Annotated in this window: 13 protein-coding genes; 1 reads left to right on the plus strand and 12 read right to left on the minus strand. The window is 71.1% G+C overall.

Going from position 1 to position 14,288, the window contains the following annotated elements; all coding sequences use genetic code 11:
- Positions 1-112: 112 nt before the first annotated feature.
- The 6 genes from ACFWUY_RS02355 to ACFWUY_RS02380 all read right to left on the minus strand — a co-directional run bounded on the left by ACFWUY_RS02355 (position 113) and on the right by ACFWUY_RS02380 (position 5,316).
- Positions 113-691, minus strand: coding sequence for a dienelactone hydrolase family protein (locus ACFWUY_RS02355; RefSeq protein WP_078945870.1), 579 nt, complete (start codon positions 689-691; stop codon positions 113-115).
- Positions 692-720: 29 nt separating this feature from the next.
- Entirely contained in the window at positions 721-2,307 is a 1,587-nt protein-coding gene (locus ACFWUY_RS02360) for a Na+/H+ antiporter (RefSeq protein WP_384101087.1), read from the minus strand.
- Positions 2,308-2,396: 89 nt separating this feature from the next.
- Positions 2,397-2,864 (minus strand): GNAT family N-acetyltransferase, encoded by a 468-nt coding sequence (locus ACFWUY_RS02365; protein ID WP_384101089.1) that lies wholly within the window; start codon positions 2,862-2,864, stop codon positions 2,397-2,399.
- Positions 2,861-3,802, minus strand: a complete 942-nt coding sequence (locus tag ACFWUY_RS02370) for an RluA family pseudouridine synthase (protein WP_384101091.1) — start codon at positions 3,800-3,802, stop codon at positions 2,861-2,863. The genes ACFWUY_RS02365 and ACFWUY_RS02370 overlap by 4 nt, the downstream gene beginning before the upstream one ends.
- A 51-nt stretch (positions 3,803-3,853) precedes the next feature.
- Positions 3,854-4,474: a signal peptidase II gene (gene lspA, locus ACFWUY_RS02375; protein ID WP_384101093.1), complete on the minus strand. Its 621-nt coding sequence runs from the start codon at positions 4,472-4,474 to the stop codon at positions 3,854-3,856.
- Between the two features lie 122 nt (positions 4,475-4,596).
- Complete coding sequence (locus tag ACFWUY_RS02380; protein ID WP_384101100.1) at positions 4,597-5,316, minus strand: TraR/DksA family transcriptional regulator; 720 nt, start codon at positions 5,314-5,316, stop codon at positions 4,597-4,599.
- A 540-nt stretch (positions 5,317-5,856) separates the two neighbouring features.
- Between ACFWUY_RS02380 and ileS the strand changes: the two genes are divergently transcribed.
- Positions 5,857-8,994, plus strand: coding sequence for an isoleucine--tRNA ligase (gene ileS / locus ACFWUY_RS02385; RefSeq protein WP_384101102.1), 3,138 nt, complete (start codon positions 5,857-5,859; stop codon positions 8,992-8,994).
- A 157-nt stretch (positions 8,995-9,151) separates the two neighbouring features.
- Here ileS and ACFWUY_RS02390 read toward each other — a convergent pair whose 3' ends face one another.
- The 6 genes from ACFWUY_RS02390 to ftsZ all read right to left on the minus strand — a co-directional run bounded on the left by ACFWUY_RS02390 (position 9,152) and on the right by ftsZ (position 14,126).
- A complete protein-coding gene (locus ACFWUY_RS02390; RefSeq protein ID WP_384101104.1) occupies positions 9,152-10,273 on the minus strand; it encodes a DivIVA domain-containing protein in 1,122 nt (373 codons plus the stop codon).
- Between the two features lie 55 nt (positions 10,274-10,328).
- Complete coding sequence (locus ACFWUY_RS02395) at positions 10,329-10,619, minus strand: YggT family protein (RefSeq protein ID WP_017238790.1); 291 nt, start codon at positions 10,617-10,619, stop codon at positions 10,329-10,331.
- Positions 10,620-10,699: 80 nt separating this feature from the next.
- The gene (locus tag ACFWUY_RS02400) at positions 10,700-11,320 is read right to left on the minus strand and encodes a cell division protein SepF (protein WP_384101106.1); all 621 of its coding nucleotides are present in this window, start codon (positions 11,318-11,320) and stop codon (positions 10,700-10,702) included.
- A 138-nt stretch (positions 11,321-11,458) separates the two neighbouring features.
- Positions 11,459-12,178 carry a YggS family pyridoxal phosphate-dependent enzyme gene (locus ACFWUY_RS02405; RefSeq protein ID WP_384101108.1) on the minus strand — a complete coding sequence of 240 codons (720 nt, stop codon included), beginning with the start codon at positions 12,176-12,178 and terminating at the stop codon, positions 11,459-11,461.
- An 8-nt stretch (positions 12,179-12,186) separates the two neighbouring features.
- Positions 12,187-12,915, minus strand: coding sequence for a peptidoglycan editing factor PgeF (pgeF, locus tag ACFWUY_RS02410; RefSeq protein WP_384101110.1), 729 nt, complete (start codon positions 12,913-12,915; stop codon positions 12,187-12,189).
- On the minus strand, positions 12,912-14,126 hold the full coding sequence (ftsZ, locus tag ACFWUY_RS02415; RefSeq protein WP_384101112.1) for a cell division protein FtsZ: 1,215 nt from the start codon (positions 14,124-14,126) through the stop codon (positions 12,912-12,914). Before ftsZ ends, pgeF begins: the two co-directional genes overlap by 4 nt.
- Positions 14,127-14,288: the final 162 nt, after the last annotated feature.

The raw sequence follows: 14,288 nt of genomic DNA on the forward strand, positions 1-14,288 counted from the left end.
GCGGGCGTGTTTCTGTTCTCTTATTACGCGCCCGCCCCCGCCCCCGCCCCGCGCGGCCCCCGCGGCCCCCCCGCGCCCCCCCCCGGGGCCCCCACGCCCGTTCGGCACCGTCCTACAGATCCTCGATGAAGGCCAGCGCCACCGACCAGGCCCGCTCGGCCGCCTCCTCGTCCCAGTCGGGCAGCTCCGCGTCCGTGAACACGTGCCCCGCGCCCGGGTAGCGGTAGATCTCCACGTCCGCCCCCGCCTTGCGCATCTGGAGGTACCAGGAGGACAGCCAGTCGTGCGTCTCGAACGGGTCGGGATCGGCCACGTGCAGCTGTACGGGCAGCTCGTCCACCGACGCGGACTCCGCGAGGTCCGAGGTGCCGTGGAACAGCAGCAGCCCGCGCGCCTTCTCGTCCCCGAGCGCCAGGGTCTGCGCGATCGAGGCCCCGAGGGAGAGGCCCATGTAGACCAGTCCGCGCTCGGAGTAGGGGGCGGCGGCGAGGACCGCCCGCTTCAGCAGCTCGTCCTTGCCGATCTCGTCCCGGAGCTCCACACCCTCCTCGACGGTCCCCACCGTCCGGCCCCCGTAGAGGTCCGGGGTCCAGACCTGGTGCCCGGCGGCGCGGAGCCGCTCGGCAGCGGCCTCGACGGAAGGGGTCAGCCCGTAGGCCGAGTGGAAGAGCATGATGTCCATGCGTCCCATCCTGCCATCCGGCCCCCGGGGCACCGGTCTCACCGCATGCTGCGGACGTCCAGCTGCCGCAGCACCCGGTCCACCACCTCCGGGTCGGCGCCGGGCTCGCTGCGCGCGGCGAGCACCTCGTGCCGGGCGGCCGACATCAGCTCCCGCTGGATCCGCTGCATCGCCCTGACCCGCTCCGTCCGCTCGGCGAAGGCGGCCTTCCGCTCCTCGTCGACCATGTCAGGACTGATCCGGGCCCCGATGTCGTACGCCCCGCGCAGCAGCCGCTCCTGGACGTCCTCGGGCAGCTCCTCGACCTCCTCGATCTCCTTGAGCCTGCGCTTGGCGGCCTTCGCGGCCCGGATGGCGAGATCCCGCTCGAGGGCGCGCTCGGCGTCCGCGTCGGCCCGCACCCCGAGCCGCTTGACCAGCCAGGGCAGGGTGAGGCCCTGGAAGACGAGGGTGGCGATGATCACACAGAAGGCGATGAAGACGATCTCGTCACGGCCGGGGAACGGCGAGCCGTCGTCGGTGCGGAGCGGGATGGCGAGCGCGAGGGCGACCGAGGCCACCCCGCGCATCCCCGCCCACCACATGACGACGGTCTCCCGCCAGCTCGTCGGGATCTCCTCGTCGACGTCCCGGCGCGTGTGCAGCCGCTTCGCGAGCCAGGTGGCGGGCAGCAGCCAGAGCAGCCGGACCCCGACGACCACCGCGACGACGACGGCGCCCCAGCGGAGCATCTCCCAGCCGTGCCCTTCGGCGACCCCGAAGACGTGCACGAGTTCCAGGCCGATCAGGCCGAAGGCGATGCCGGTGACGAGGGTGTCCACGACCTGCCAGAAGGTCTGCCCGGCGAGCCGGCCCATGACGTCGTCGGCGTCGGTCGCGTGCTCGGCGAGGAAGAGCGCGGTGACCAGGACGGCGAGGACGCCGGAGCCGTGCAGCTCCTCGGCGAGGACGTAGCTCACGAACGGCACGAGGAGGGTGAGGCCGGTCTGGAGGGTGACGTCTCCCAGGACCCCGATGAGCTTGTTGGAGAGCCAGCCGAGCCCCAGACCGACGATCACGGCGACCACGGCGGAGAGCACGAGCGCGCCGACCGCCTCCGGCCAGGAGAAGGAGCCGCTGACGGCGGCGGCGATCGCCACGTGGTAGAGCACGATCGCGGTGACGTCGTTGAAGAGGCCCTCGCCCTCCAGGATCGACACGAGGCGGCGCGGAAGGCCGAGCGAGCCGGCCACGGCGGTCGCCGCGACCGGGTCGGGCGGCGCGACGAGGGCGCCGAGCGCGATCGCGGCGGCCAGTGGAAGGCCGGGCACCAGCGTGTGCGCGACCGCGCCGACGGCGGCCGTGGTGACGAAGACGAGGGCGACCGCGAGCAGGAAGATGGGCCGCTTGTTGGCCGCGAACTGCCGCCAGGAGGTGCGCTGCACGGAGGCGTAGAGCAGGGGCGGCAGCACCAGCGGGAGGATGAGCTCCGGCGGGATCTCGACGTTCGGCACGAAGGGCAGGAAGGCCAGCACGATCCCGATGAGGGTCATCAGGACGGGCGCGGGCAGTCCGAGCCGCTCACCGAGGGGGACGGTGAGCAGGGCGCCGAGCAGCAGCAAGAACAACAGGGCCAATTGATCCACGGGCACACCCTGCCACGTATGTCCGCTTTGGCGGCCATTGCCCCCGCATGGGTGCCGGGAACGGGTCCCGGCCCCGGCGGCACCCGCGTCTACAGGGCCTTGCGCATCGCGCGGTGCGGCATGCCCGCGTCCGGGAACTCGGGGCCGTAGGCCTCGTAGCCGAGCCGCTCGTAGAAACCGAGCGCGTGGGTCTGCGCGTGCAGGTCGACGGCGGTCAGACCGCGCTCCCGGGCCGCGTCCTCGACGGCCAGGACGAGCGCCGCGCCGACGCCGAGACCGCGTGCCGCCTTGACGACCGCCAGCCGGCCGAGCGAGCCCACCGAGGCGTCGCCGCCGGTCTTTCCGACCGCGTCCGCCCCGAAGAGAAGACGCCCGGTGCCCAGCGGCAGCCCGTCCTCGCGCACGGCGAGCACGTGCGCCGCGGTCGCGTCGTACGCGTCGTACTCCAGCTCCCGCGGAACGCCCTGCTCCTCGACGAAGACCTCGCGGCGGACCGCGAAGCAGGCCTCCCGGTCCTCGGGGCCCAGCGCCTGGCGGACGCCGAACACGGCACTCACTGGCTCTCCGCCGCGATCCGGTCGAGGGCCTTGCGCAGGTCCTCGGGGTAGGTGCTGGCGAACTCGACCCACGAGCCGTCGCCCGGGTGCTCGAAGCCGAGGCGGACGGCGTGCAGCCACTGCCGGGTCAGGCCGAGGCGCTTGGCGATCGTCGGGTCGGCGCCGTAGGTGAGGTCGCCGACGCAGGGGTGGCGGTGGGCGGACATGTGCACCCGGATCTGGTGGGTGCGGCCCGTCTCCAGCTTGATGTCGAGCAGCGAGGCCGAGCGGTACGCCTCGATGAGGTCGTAGTGCGTGACCGAGGGCTTGCCCTCGGCGGTGACCGCCCACTTGTAGTCGTGGTTCGGGTGCCGGCCGATGGGGGCGTCGATGGTGCCGCTCATCGGGTCGGGGTGCCCCTGCACGAGCGCGTGGTAGCGCTTGTCGACCACGCGCTCCTTGAACTGGCGCTTGAGCGAGGTGTACGCGTACTCCGACTTGGCCACCACCATCAGACCGGAGGTGCCGACGTCGAGGCGGTGCACGATGCCCTGGCGCTCGGCGGCGCCGGAGGTGGAGATGCGGTAGCCGGCGGCGGCGAGGCCGCCGATGACCGTGGTGCCGGTCCAGCCGGGGCTGGGGTGCGCGGCCACGCCGACCGGCTTCATGATCACGACGATGTCGTCGTCGTCGTGGATGATCTCCATGCCCTCGACGGGCTCGGCGACGATCTGGACGGGGGCGGCCGCGCCCGGCATCTCGACCTCGAGCCACGCGCCGCCGCTCACCCGCTCGGACTTGCCGACGACGGAGCCGTCGACCTGGACCTTCCCTGCGGCGGCCAGCTCGGCCGCCTTCGTACGGGAGAACCCGAACATACGGGCGATGGCGGCGTCGACGCGCTCGCCCTCCAGGCCATCGGGAACGGGCAGCGTGCGGATCTCGGGACTCGTACTCACCCGTCGAGTATGCCTTGTGCCGGACGTACTCCGTCCGGCGTCGGTCGTCCGTCAGTCCTTGTGGACGGTTCCGTCCGGGTCCAGACCCCGGAACGACAGGATCACGATGAGGATGCCGCCGCACACGATCGCCGAGTCGGCGAGGTTGAAGACGGCGAAGTGCGCGGGGGCGATGAAGTCGACGACCGCGCCCTCGAAGACGCCCGGCGAGCGGAAGATCCGGTCGGTGAGGTTGCCCAGCGCACCGCCGAGCAGCAGACCGAGCGCGATCGCCCAGGGCAGGCTGTAGAGCTTCCGGGCGAGCCGGATGATCACGACGATCACGGCGGCGGCGATACAGGTGAAGATGATCGTGAAGGCCTCGCCCATGCCGAACGCGGCACCGGGGTTGCGGATGGCGTCGAAGCGCAGCACGTCGCCGATCACCCGGATCGGCTCGCGGCCCTCCAGCTTGGCGACCACCAGCATCTTGCTGCCCAGGTCGAGCAGGTAGGCCACGAGCGCCACCACGAAGAGCGCGAGGATCCGCCGCCTGCCCCTGGGCCGCTCCCCGGGAGCGGCCGACCCGTCGGGCGCGGCCGTTCCGTCGACGGCGGCCGACTCGTCGGAGGCGGCCGAGTCGTCGGCCCCTGCTGAATCCGGCGTACCGATGATGCGCTCCGCCTCTGCCACGTGAGTGAGTCCCTCGACCTCGATGCCTGACCGTGCACCGAGGGTACGGCACAGGCGTACGAGACCGGCAGCCGAGACCGTCGGCCGCGCGGTCGGGATCGTCAGCCGCTCAGCCGGGTCCGTCAGCCGCGCCGCTCCTGCCGCTGCTTGTCCTCGACGCAGAGGGTGGCCCGGGGGAAGGCCTGCATCCGCGCCTTGCCGATCGGCTTCCCGCACACCTCGCAGAGGCCGTACGTGCCGGCGTCGAGCCGTTCCAGGGCGTGCTCGGTCTGCTCCAGCATCTCCCGGGCGTTGGCCGCGAGGGCCAGCTCGTGCTCCCGGGTGATGTTCTTGGTGCCGGTGTCGGCCTGGTCGTCCCCGGCGCCGTCGCCGGAGTCCCGCATGAGGCCGGTGAGCTCCTCCTGGGAGTGCGCCAGCTCGGTGCGGAGCCTCAGCACCTCCGCCTGGAGCACGGTGCGGGCCTCGGTGACCTCCGCCGGGGTCCAGGGATCCTCGCCCGGCCGCACCGCGAGCTCGCCGGTACGGGCCGGAGGCACCGCCGCCTCGTCCCCGGCGGTCGTGACGACACCCGCGGTCTTCTTCGCTGCCACCGAACCGGCTCCTGTCTGCTTCTTCGCGGGCGCCCTCTTGGCAGCCGCCTTCTTCGCCACGGCCTTCTTGGCGGGCGTCTTCCCGGCGGCCGTCTTCCCGGCTGCCGTCTTCTTCACGGCGGGCGTCCTCTTCACGACCGTCGGCGGCTCCGTGACCGTCGTCCTCTTCCCGGCCACGTCCTTGGCGCCCTCGGCCGTACCGGCGGAACCGGCGGCCGAGGTCTTCTTCGCGGCGGTCTTCTTCGCCACCATGTCGCGGCCCCTTCACATTTTGTGATCTTGCTCGCGCATCGTGCTGGGACGATAAATCGGCCCAGGGCCCGCGGCAACGGGGCACGCCGCCGTTCCCACCCGTCCCCGCGCCCCTCGGGGCGGGCCTGCCTCCGTTGTGCCCAGCTCCCCGCCGGGTAATCCGTCCCGCCCCTCCCCCACATGGCCGCATCCGGGTCCGGCCCGTCCCGTATGGCCATTCGGGTCACGGGAAAACCGGTCTGCCGCCCCGCACCGGGCCCCGTACACTGGCCACAGCGAAAGGCTTGGATGGGGACGAGTAGCGTCGTACGCAGCCATGAGCGACCCGGGGACGGTGAGAGCCCGGGGGCGAGCCCGATGTGAAGCATCACCCCGGAGCCGTCGGAAGAAAGCCGCAGCACAGCGCGGTGACTAGACCCGGCGTCGCGACCCCAATGAGGGGGCTCAGGGCGTGCGTGCCCGGGGCCAAGGAGGGTGGTACCGCGGGAGCAGCGCTCTCGTCCCTCCGACGGAACGACGACAGTCCGCCGGAGGAACTCGATGACACCGCCGCAGTACCGCCAGGTGCCCGCCCAGATCGACCTGCCCGCGATGGAGCGCGCCGTGCTCGATCACTGGCAGGAGAACAAGGTCTTCGCCAAGACCCTGGAGCAGTCCGAGGGACGCCCCGAGTGGGTGTTCTACGAGGGTCCGCCCACCGCCAACGGCATGCCCGGCGCGCACCACATCGAGGCCCGCGTCTTCAAGGACGTCTTCCCCCGCTTCCGGACCATGCGCGGCTACCACGTGGCCCGCAAGGCCGGCTGGGACTGCCACGGCCTGCCGGTCGAGCTCGCCGTCGAGAAGGAGCTCGGCTTCTCCGGCAAGAAGGACATCGAGGAATACGGCATCGCCGCGTTCAACGACAAGTGCCGCGAGTCGGTGACCCGGCACACCGACGCCTTCGCCGAGCTGACGACCCGCATGGGCTACTGGGTCGACCTCGACGACGCGTACCGGACCATGGACCCCTCGTACATCGAGTCGGTCTGGTGGTCCCTGAAGCAGATCTTCGACAAGGACCTCCTGGTCCAGGACCACCGGGTCGCCCCCTGGTGCCCCCGCTGCGGCACCGGCCTCTCCGACCACGAGCTGGCCCAGGGCTACGAGACGGTCGTCGACCCCTCGGTCTACGTCCGCTTCCCGCTGACCTCGGGACCGCTGGCCGGCAAGGCGGCGCTCCTCGTCTGGACGACGACCCCGTGGACCCTGGTGTCCAACACGGCGGTCGCCGCCCACCCCGAGGTCACCTACGTGGTCGCCACCGACGGCGACGAGCGGATCGTCGTCGCGCAGCCGCTGGTCGAGAAGGCGCTCGGCGAGGGCTGGGTCACCACCGGCGAGTCGTTCACGGGCGCCGAGATGGAGCGCTGGACGTACCGGCGCCCCTTCGAGCTGATCCCCTTCGACGCCCCGGCGCACTACGTCGTGAACGCCGAGTACGTGACGACCGAGGACGGTACGGGTCTGGTCCACCAGTCCCCCGCCTTCGGTGAGGACGACCTCAAGGTCTGCAAGGCGTACGGCCTGCCGGTCGTGAACCCGGTCCGCCCCGACGGCACCTTCGAGGAGGACGTGCCGCTGGTCGGCGGCGTCTTCTTCAAGAAGGCCGACGAGGCGCTCACCGCCGACCTGGACGCGCGCGGCCTGCTCTTCCGCCACATCCCGTACGAGCACAGCTACCCGCACTGCTGGCGCTGCCACACGGCGCTGCTGTACTACGCGCAGCCGTCCTGGTACATCCGCACGACCGCGGTCAAGGACCGCATGCTCGCCGAGAACGAGCGGACGAACTGGTTCCCGGACTCGGTCAAGCACGGCCGCTTCGGCGACTGGCTGACGAACAACGTCGACTGGGCGCTGTCCCGGAACCGCTACTGGGGCACCCCGCTGCCGATCTGGCGCTGCGAGGACGACCACCTCACCTGCGTGGGCTCGCGCGCGGAGCTGACCGAGCTGACCGGCACGGACCAGTCGGAGCTCGACCCGCACCGCCCGTACATCGACGCGGTGACCTTCCCGTGCCCGAGCTGCTCGAAGACCGCCACGCGCGTGCCCGAGGTCATCGACGCCTGGTACGACTCGGGCTCGATGCCGTTCGCGCAGTACGGCTACCCGTACGAGAACAAGGAACTGTTCGAGTCCCGGTACCCCGCGCAGTTCATCTCCGAGGCCATCGACCAGACCCGTGGCTGGTTCTACACCCTGATGGCCGTCGGCACCCTGGTCTTCGACAAGTCGTCCTACGAGAACGTGGTCTGCCTGGGCCACATCCTCGCCGAGGACGGCCGCAAGATGTCCAAGCACCTGGGGAACATCCTCCAGCCGATCCCGCTGATGGACCAGCACGGCGCCGACGCGGTCCGCTGGTTCATGGCGGCCGGCGGCTCGCCGTGGGCGGCGCGCCGGGTGGGCCACGGCACGATCCAGGAGGTCGTCCGCAAGACCCTCCTGACGTACTGGAACACGGTCGCCTTCCAGGCGCTGTACGCCCGTACGTCCGGCTGGGCGCCGAGCGCCGCGGACCCGGCCCCGGCCGACCGCACGGTCCTCGACCGCTGGCTGCTCTCCGAGCTGAACACGCTGGTCGCCGAGACGACCGAGGCGATGGAGTCGTACGACACCCAGCGCACCGGCAAGCTGATCTCCGCCTTCGTCGACGACCTCTCCAACTGGTACGTGCGCCGCTCGCGCCGCCGCTTCTGGCAGGGCGACAAGGCGGCCCTGCGCACCCTCCACGACGTGATCGAGACGGTCACCCGCCTGATGGCCCCGCTGACCCCGTTCATCACGGAGCGGGTCTGGCAGGACCTGGTGGTGCCGGTGACGCCGGAGGCCCCCGAGTCCGTCCACCTGGCCACCTGGCCGGAGGCGGACACCGCCCGGATCGACAGGACGCTCTCCGAGCAGATGCTCCTGGTCCGCCGCCTGGTGGAGCTGGGCCGCGCCACGCGCGCGGAGTCCGGCGTGAAGACCCGCCAGCCCCTCTCCCGCGCGCTGGTCGCGGCGACGGGCTTCGCGGCCCTCTCCCCCGAGCTCCAGGCCCAGATCACGGAGGAGCTGAACGTCTCCTCGCTCGCCTCCCTCTCCGAGGTGGGCGGCTCGCTGGTCGACACGACGGCGAAGGCGAACTTCCGCGCCCTGGGCAAGCGCTTCGGCAAGGGCGTCCAGGACGTGGCGAAGGCGGTCGCGGCCGCCGACGCGGCGGCGCTCTCCCTGGCCCTGCGCGCGGGCGAGGCGACCCTCGAGGTGAACGGCGAGACGATCACCGTCACCCCCGAGGAGGTCATCATCACGGAGACCCCTCGCGAAGGCTGGTCGGTCGCCTCGGACGCCGGCGCGACGGTCGCCCTGGACCTGGAGATCACCCCGGAGCTGCGCAAGGCGGGCCTGGCCCGTGACGCGATCCGTCTGATCCAGGAGGCCCGCAAGAACAGCGGCCTGGACGTCGCCGACCGCATCGCCCTGCGCTGGTCCTCCGACTCCCCGGAGACCGTCGAGGCCCTCACGGCCCACGCCGACCTCATCGCCGACGAGGTCCTGGCCACGGACCACGCCCAGGGCGACGCGGACGACACGTACGGCACGCCGTTCGAGGACGAGGGCCTGTCCCTGACGTTCCGCCTCCGCAAGGCGTAAGCGATACGGCGAAGGGCCCGGCACCAGTGGTGGTGCCGGGCCCTTCGCCGTACCCCCGCACAGGCGCGTGGGCCCACGGCAAAGGGCCGGCCCCCCGGAGGGGACCGGCCCTTCTAGCCTGCCGACGGCTACGCGCTCATCGCGCGACCGGGCGCCGTCAGTTGTCGTCCTCGTCGATCAGGAAGCCGCGCATCGGCGCCGGGGCCTGCTGCATCGGCTGCGGTGCCTGCGGACGGACCGGAGCCATCGGCTGGGTCATCGCCGGAGACATCTGCTGCTGACCGCCGCCGTAGGAGGGGGCGCCACCCATGGACGGCGCACCGCCCATCGTGCCGTTGCCGCCGTAGGACGGCGCGCTCGCGCCCGCCGAGGCCATCGACGGGGCCGGCGGCAGGGAAGCCGTGGCCGGGGTGCGCGGCGGGGCCAGCGAGTCGTCGGCCTGGGTCTCCAGCTGACGCAGCTGCGACTCCAGGTACGACTTCAGCCGCGTGCGGTACTCGCGCTCGAAGCCGCGCAGGTCCTCGACCTTGCGCTCGAGCGTGGCGCGGGCGGACTCCAGGGAGCCCATGGCGACGCGGTGCTTCTCCTGGGCGTCCCGCTCAAGAGCGTCCGCCTTGGCGCGGGCGTCCCGCTCCAGGCCCTCGGCGCGGGAGCGCGCCTCGCCGACGATCTTGTTGGCCTCGGAGCGGGCCTCGGCGATCGCCTGGTCGGCGGTCTGCTGGGCCAGCGAGAGGACACGCGCGGCGCTGTCGCCACCGGGACCCTGGGCAGGCTGCTGCATCTGCGGCGGCATCTGCTGCTGCATCTGCTGCTGCTGCATCTGCTGCTGCTGCGGGTGGCCCATGGGGCCGCCCTGCATCGGGCCGGGACCCATCGGACCGCCCTGCATCGGGCCGCCCTGCATGGGACCGCCCTGCATGGGGCCGGGGGGAAGCTGGGGGGCACCGGACGGCAGCTGCGGCGGGCCCATCTGCGGCGGCTGCTGCTGGACCGGCGGTCCGGATATGGCGGCGGGCACGGGCGCGCCGGGACCGACGGGACGATCCTGCTGCTCCGGAGGCTTGCGCATGCCCTGCTGCTGTTGCTGCTGCTGGTTCTGCGCGGCGGCGCGCGTCGCGGCGGCCAGCTTGGCGCGCAGGTCCTCGTTCTCGCGGAGCAGGCGGGTCAGCTCGGACTCGACCTCGTCGAGGAAGGCATCGACCTCGTCCTCGTCATAGCCTTCTCGGAGGCGGACGGTCGTGAACTGCTTGTTCCGCACGTCCTCGGGGGTCAGCGGCATCTCTTCTTCACCTCTACGTAGTCGTCGGCAGTCGGCAAGACCGTATCGTCCACATTCACCTCGCGAAGCTGCTCACGATGGAGATCAGGATGTAGACGATGATCATCAGAACGAAGAAGGACAGGTCGAGTGCCACGCCCCCGAGACGCAGCGGCGGGATGAGTCGCCGCAGAAGCTTGAGCGGTGGATCGGTGACAGTGTAGGTGGCCTCAAGGACGACCACCATCGCCTTACCGGGTTGCCATGAACGGGCGAACTGGAAGACGTAGTCCATGACAAGTCGGACGATGAGGAGGACGAGGAAGCACATCAGCACGATGTAGACCACCTGTAGTGCGACGCCCATCCCGCGTTTCCCTCTCCCCTGACTTACGTGCTCTTACTTGTCCGACCGCTTCGCGGCCGGCCCGTCCGGTTCTCGTGTTCTCAGCTCTGGTTGAAGAATCCGCCCTCTGCGATCCGGGCCTTGTCCTCCGCCGTGACATCGACGTTAGCAGGCGACAACAGGAACACCTTCTGCGTCACGCGCTCAATGCTGCCATGGAGCCCGAAGACGAGTCCGGCGGCAAAGTCGACAAGTCGCTTCGCGTCCGTGTCGTCCATCTCCGTGAGGTTCATGATCACCGGGGTGCCCTCACGGAAGTGTTCCCCGATGGTACGGGCCTCGTTGTAGGTCCGGGGGTGCAGCGTGGTGATGCGGTAGGGCTCCCGCTCGGACACGACCTTGGGCATGATCACCGGTGCGTTCTTCTCCATGCTCGGACGTTCGGGTGTGATGGATGCCACGGGGGCAATTCGGGCCGGACGTCCGCTTTCGGCGAGTACCGGGACAGAATGGGCGACCGGTTCCCGGGGCGCCGGGGGCTGCACCACTCGTACCGGTTCCTCACGCTCCACCTGGCGCGGGGGGGTGTGACGCCGCTCGCGCTCGGGCTCCGGCTCCAGCTCGGGTTCGAAGTCGTCGTCGGGGTCGAAGCCCCGGCCGTCGTACCCATCGTCCTCCACGAGGCCGAGGTAGACCGCCATCTTGCGCATCGCGCCGGCCATTCTCTGAGTCCTCCGCTCTGTGGTGGATCGCCCTACTGGCCAATTCGCAGCGTCACCAAGTGCCCGCGATCCACGGGTCGTCCCGCCGTTCTGCGGAATGACCATATTTTCTGCTGTGGTCCGACTTGCTTCGCGACGTTACCCGAGCTTCGGGCGGACGCCGAGTACCGCCGTACCGACGCGTACGTGTGTCGCCCCGGCCGCGACGGCCTCCTCGAGGTCCGCGCTCATCCCTGCCGACACCATGTTCGCAGCCGGACGGGTCGCGCGCAGGACAGTCGACAAATCCATCAGCCGGTCGAAGGCCGCCCGTTGCCGTCCCGCGTACGGACCGGCGAGCGGGGCGACGGTCATCAGTCCGTCGAGCCGCAGTCCGGGGGCGGCGTCCACCGCGGCCGCCAACTCCTCGATCCCGTCCGGCGCGACACCGCCGCGGTCGCCCCGCTCACCGGACTCGGCGTCGAGGGCGACCTGGAGGAGACAGCCGAGCTCGCGGCCCTCCTTCTCCGCGGCGGCGGAAAGGGAGGAAACGAGCTTCAAGCGGTCGACAGACTGCACCACATCGGCATAACCCACCACGGATCTGACCTTGTTGGTCTGCAACTGGCCCACGAAGTGCCAGGTCAGATCAAGGTCGGCACAGGCGGCCGCCTTGGGGGCGGCGTCCTGGTCCCGGTTCTCGGCGACGTGCCGTACGCCGAGTCCGTGGAGGATTCTCACGTCGCTCGCGGGATAGGTCTTGGTGACCACGATGAGCGTCACCTCCTCCCGCGGGCGTCCGGCCGCGGCGCAGGCGGCGGCGATGCGCGCCTCCACCCGGGCCAGGTTCTCGGCGAGTTCCGACGTGCGGTCCGTCATGTCTCTTCTCAGTCCAACCAGACATATCCCGCGAGTCGCCCCGTGGTGCGATCGCGGCGGTACGAGTAGTGGTCACCGGATTCCCGGGTGCAGACCGTACTGGCCTGCCGGTCGGTGACGCCGAGCCGTTCGAGCTGGGCGTGCACTCCGGCGGTGACGTCGACGGCCGGGGTGCCCCAGCTCGTCTCGGCCCAGGCGGTCGGTTCGGTCGCGGCGACCTCGGCCCGCATGGCCTCCGGCACCTCGTAGCAGCGCCCGCAGACGGCGGGGCCGGTGCGGGCGACGATACGGGCGGGGTCGGCACCGAGTTCGATCATGGCCGCGACCGCGGCCGGGACCACTCCCGCCACCATCCCGGGGCGCCCGGCGTGGGCGGCGGCGGCGACTCCGGCGACCGGGTCGGCGAGGAGGACGGGTACGCAGTCCGCGGTGAGGACGGCGAGTCCGAGTCCCGGTCGGGAGGTGACGAGCGCGTCCACCGACGGGATCGCGTCGGTGCCCCACGGTCCGTCGACCTCGGCGACGTCCGCGCCGTGCACCTGGTTCATCCAGACCACCCGGGCCGGGTCGAGCCCGAGGGCGCCGGCGGCGAGCGTCCGGTTGGCGCGTACGGCCCCGGGGTCGTCCCCCACCGCACCGCCCAGGTTGAGCTCCTCGTACGGAACGGCGCTCACCCCGCCCCACCGGTCGGTGAAGGCGAAGTGCGCGCCGTTCGCGTCGAAGCGCTGTCCTATCACTTCAGGAAGTCCGGGACGTCCAGCTCCTCGGCCTGGCTGTCCGCGTACGGACGGGCCGGCGGGACGACCGGCGGGGCGGGCGACAGCGGGGCCTCGTTGACGGCCGGGGCCGGCTCGACCGGAGCCTGGACCGGCTCCTCGCGCGGGGCGACCGTGCCGAGGCCGCCCAGCGGACGGGAGGTCTCGACGTGGCGGGGTGCCGGGGCCGGCTCCTCGCGCTTGGCCGAGACCGAGCCGATGATGTTCTCCCGGCGGGCCGGCGGCTGACCGCCGTCGAAGCCGGCCGCGATGACGGTGACCCGGACCTCGTCGCCGAGGGCGTCGTCGATGACGGCGCCGAAGATGATGTTGGCCTCGGGGTGGGCCGCCTCGCTGACCAGCTGTGCGGCCTCGTTGATCTCGAAGAGACCGAGGTCGCTGCCGCCGGAGATGGAGAGCAGCACGCCGCGGGCGCCGTCGATGGAGGCCTCCAGGAGCGGCGAGGAGATCGCCATCTCCGCCGCCGCCACCGCGCGGTCGTCGCCGCGGGCGGAGCCGATGCCCATGAGGGCGGAACCGGCCTCGGACATGACCGACTTGACGTCGGCGAAGTCGAGGTTGATCAGACCCGGGGTGGTGATGAGGTCGGTGATGCCCTGGACACCGCTCAGCAGCACCTGGTCGGCCGACTTGAAGGCGTCGAGCACGGAGACCTGGCGGTCCGAGATCGACAGGAGCCGGTCGTTGGGGATGACGATGAGGGTGTCGACCTCTTCGCGGAGTTCGGCGATGCCGTCCTCCGCCTGGTTGGCCCGACGGCGTCCCTCGAAGGTGAACGGCCGGGTGACCACACCGATCGTGAGGGCGCCGAGCGAGCGTGCGATGTTGGCGACGACGGGTGCGCCGCCGGTGCCGGTGCCGCCGCCTTCGCCGGCGGTGACGAAGACCATGTCGGCCCCCTTGAGGACCTCCTCGATCTCCTCACGGTGGTCCTCTGCCGCCTTGCGACCGACGGCCGGGTTGGCCCCGGCCCCGAGGCCGCGGGTGAGTTCACGACCGACGTCGAGCTTGACGTCGGCGTCGCTCATCAACAGCGCTTGCGCGTCGGTGTTGATCGCGATGAACTCGACGCCCTTGAGACCGACCTCGATCATTCGGTTGATGGCATTGACACCACCGCCGCCGACACCGATGACCTTGATGACTGCGAGGTAGTTCTGCGGTGCTGCCACGTCGAAGGCCTCTCGCCTCGAGTTACGTGTCGTCGCTGCGCGGTTGGTCGCGCCGCTCCGACGGATGCCGATTGGGACGGTCCGAAACGCCGACCCAAACCCTAACGTTGAAGTTTAGGGTTACCAGTGTCTCTGTTCGCTGGACTCTTCCGAACGAGACAC

It is taken from the genome of Streptomyces sp. NPDC058664 (genome assembly GCF_042716635.1).
Taxonomy (GTDB): domain Bacteria; phylum Actinomycetota; class Actinomycetes; order Streptomycetales; family Streptomycetaceae; genus Streptomyces.

Coding starts and splice junctions, on each gene's coding strand:
- ACFWUY_RS02400 (WP_384101106.1), bottom strand. CDS start 11,320: ATGGCCGGCGCGATGCGCAAGATGGCGGTCTACCTCGGCCTCGTGGAG.
- ACFWUY_RS02390 (WP_384101104.1), bottom strand. CDS start 10,273: ATGCCGCTGACCCCCGAGGACGTGCGGAACAAGCAGTTCACGACCGTC.
- ACFWUY_RS02380 (WP_384101100.1), bottom strand. CDS start 5,316: ATGGTGGCGAAGAAGACCGCCGCGAAGAAGACCTCGGCCGCCGGTTCC.
- ileS (WP_384101102.1), top strand. CDS start 5,857: ATGACACCGCCGCAGTACCGCCAGGTGCCCGCCCAGATCGACCTGCCC.
- ACFWUY_RS02395 (WP_017238790.1), bottom strand. CDS start 10,619: ATGGGCGTCGCACTACAGGTGGTCTACATCGTGCTGATGTGCTTCCTC.
- ACFWUY_RS02405 (WP_384101108.1), bottom strand. CDS start 12,178: ATGACGGACCGCACGTCGGAACTCGCCGAGAACCTGGCCCGGGTGGAG.
- ACFWUY_RS02355 (WP_078945870.1), bottom strand. CDS start 691: ATGGGACGCATGGACATCATGCTCTTCCACTCGGCCTACGGGCTGACC.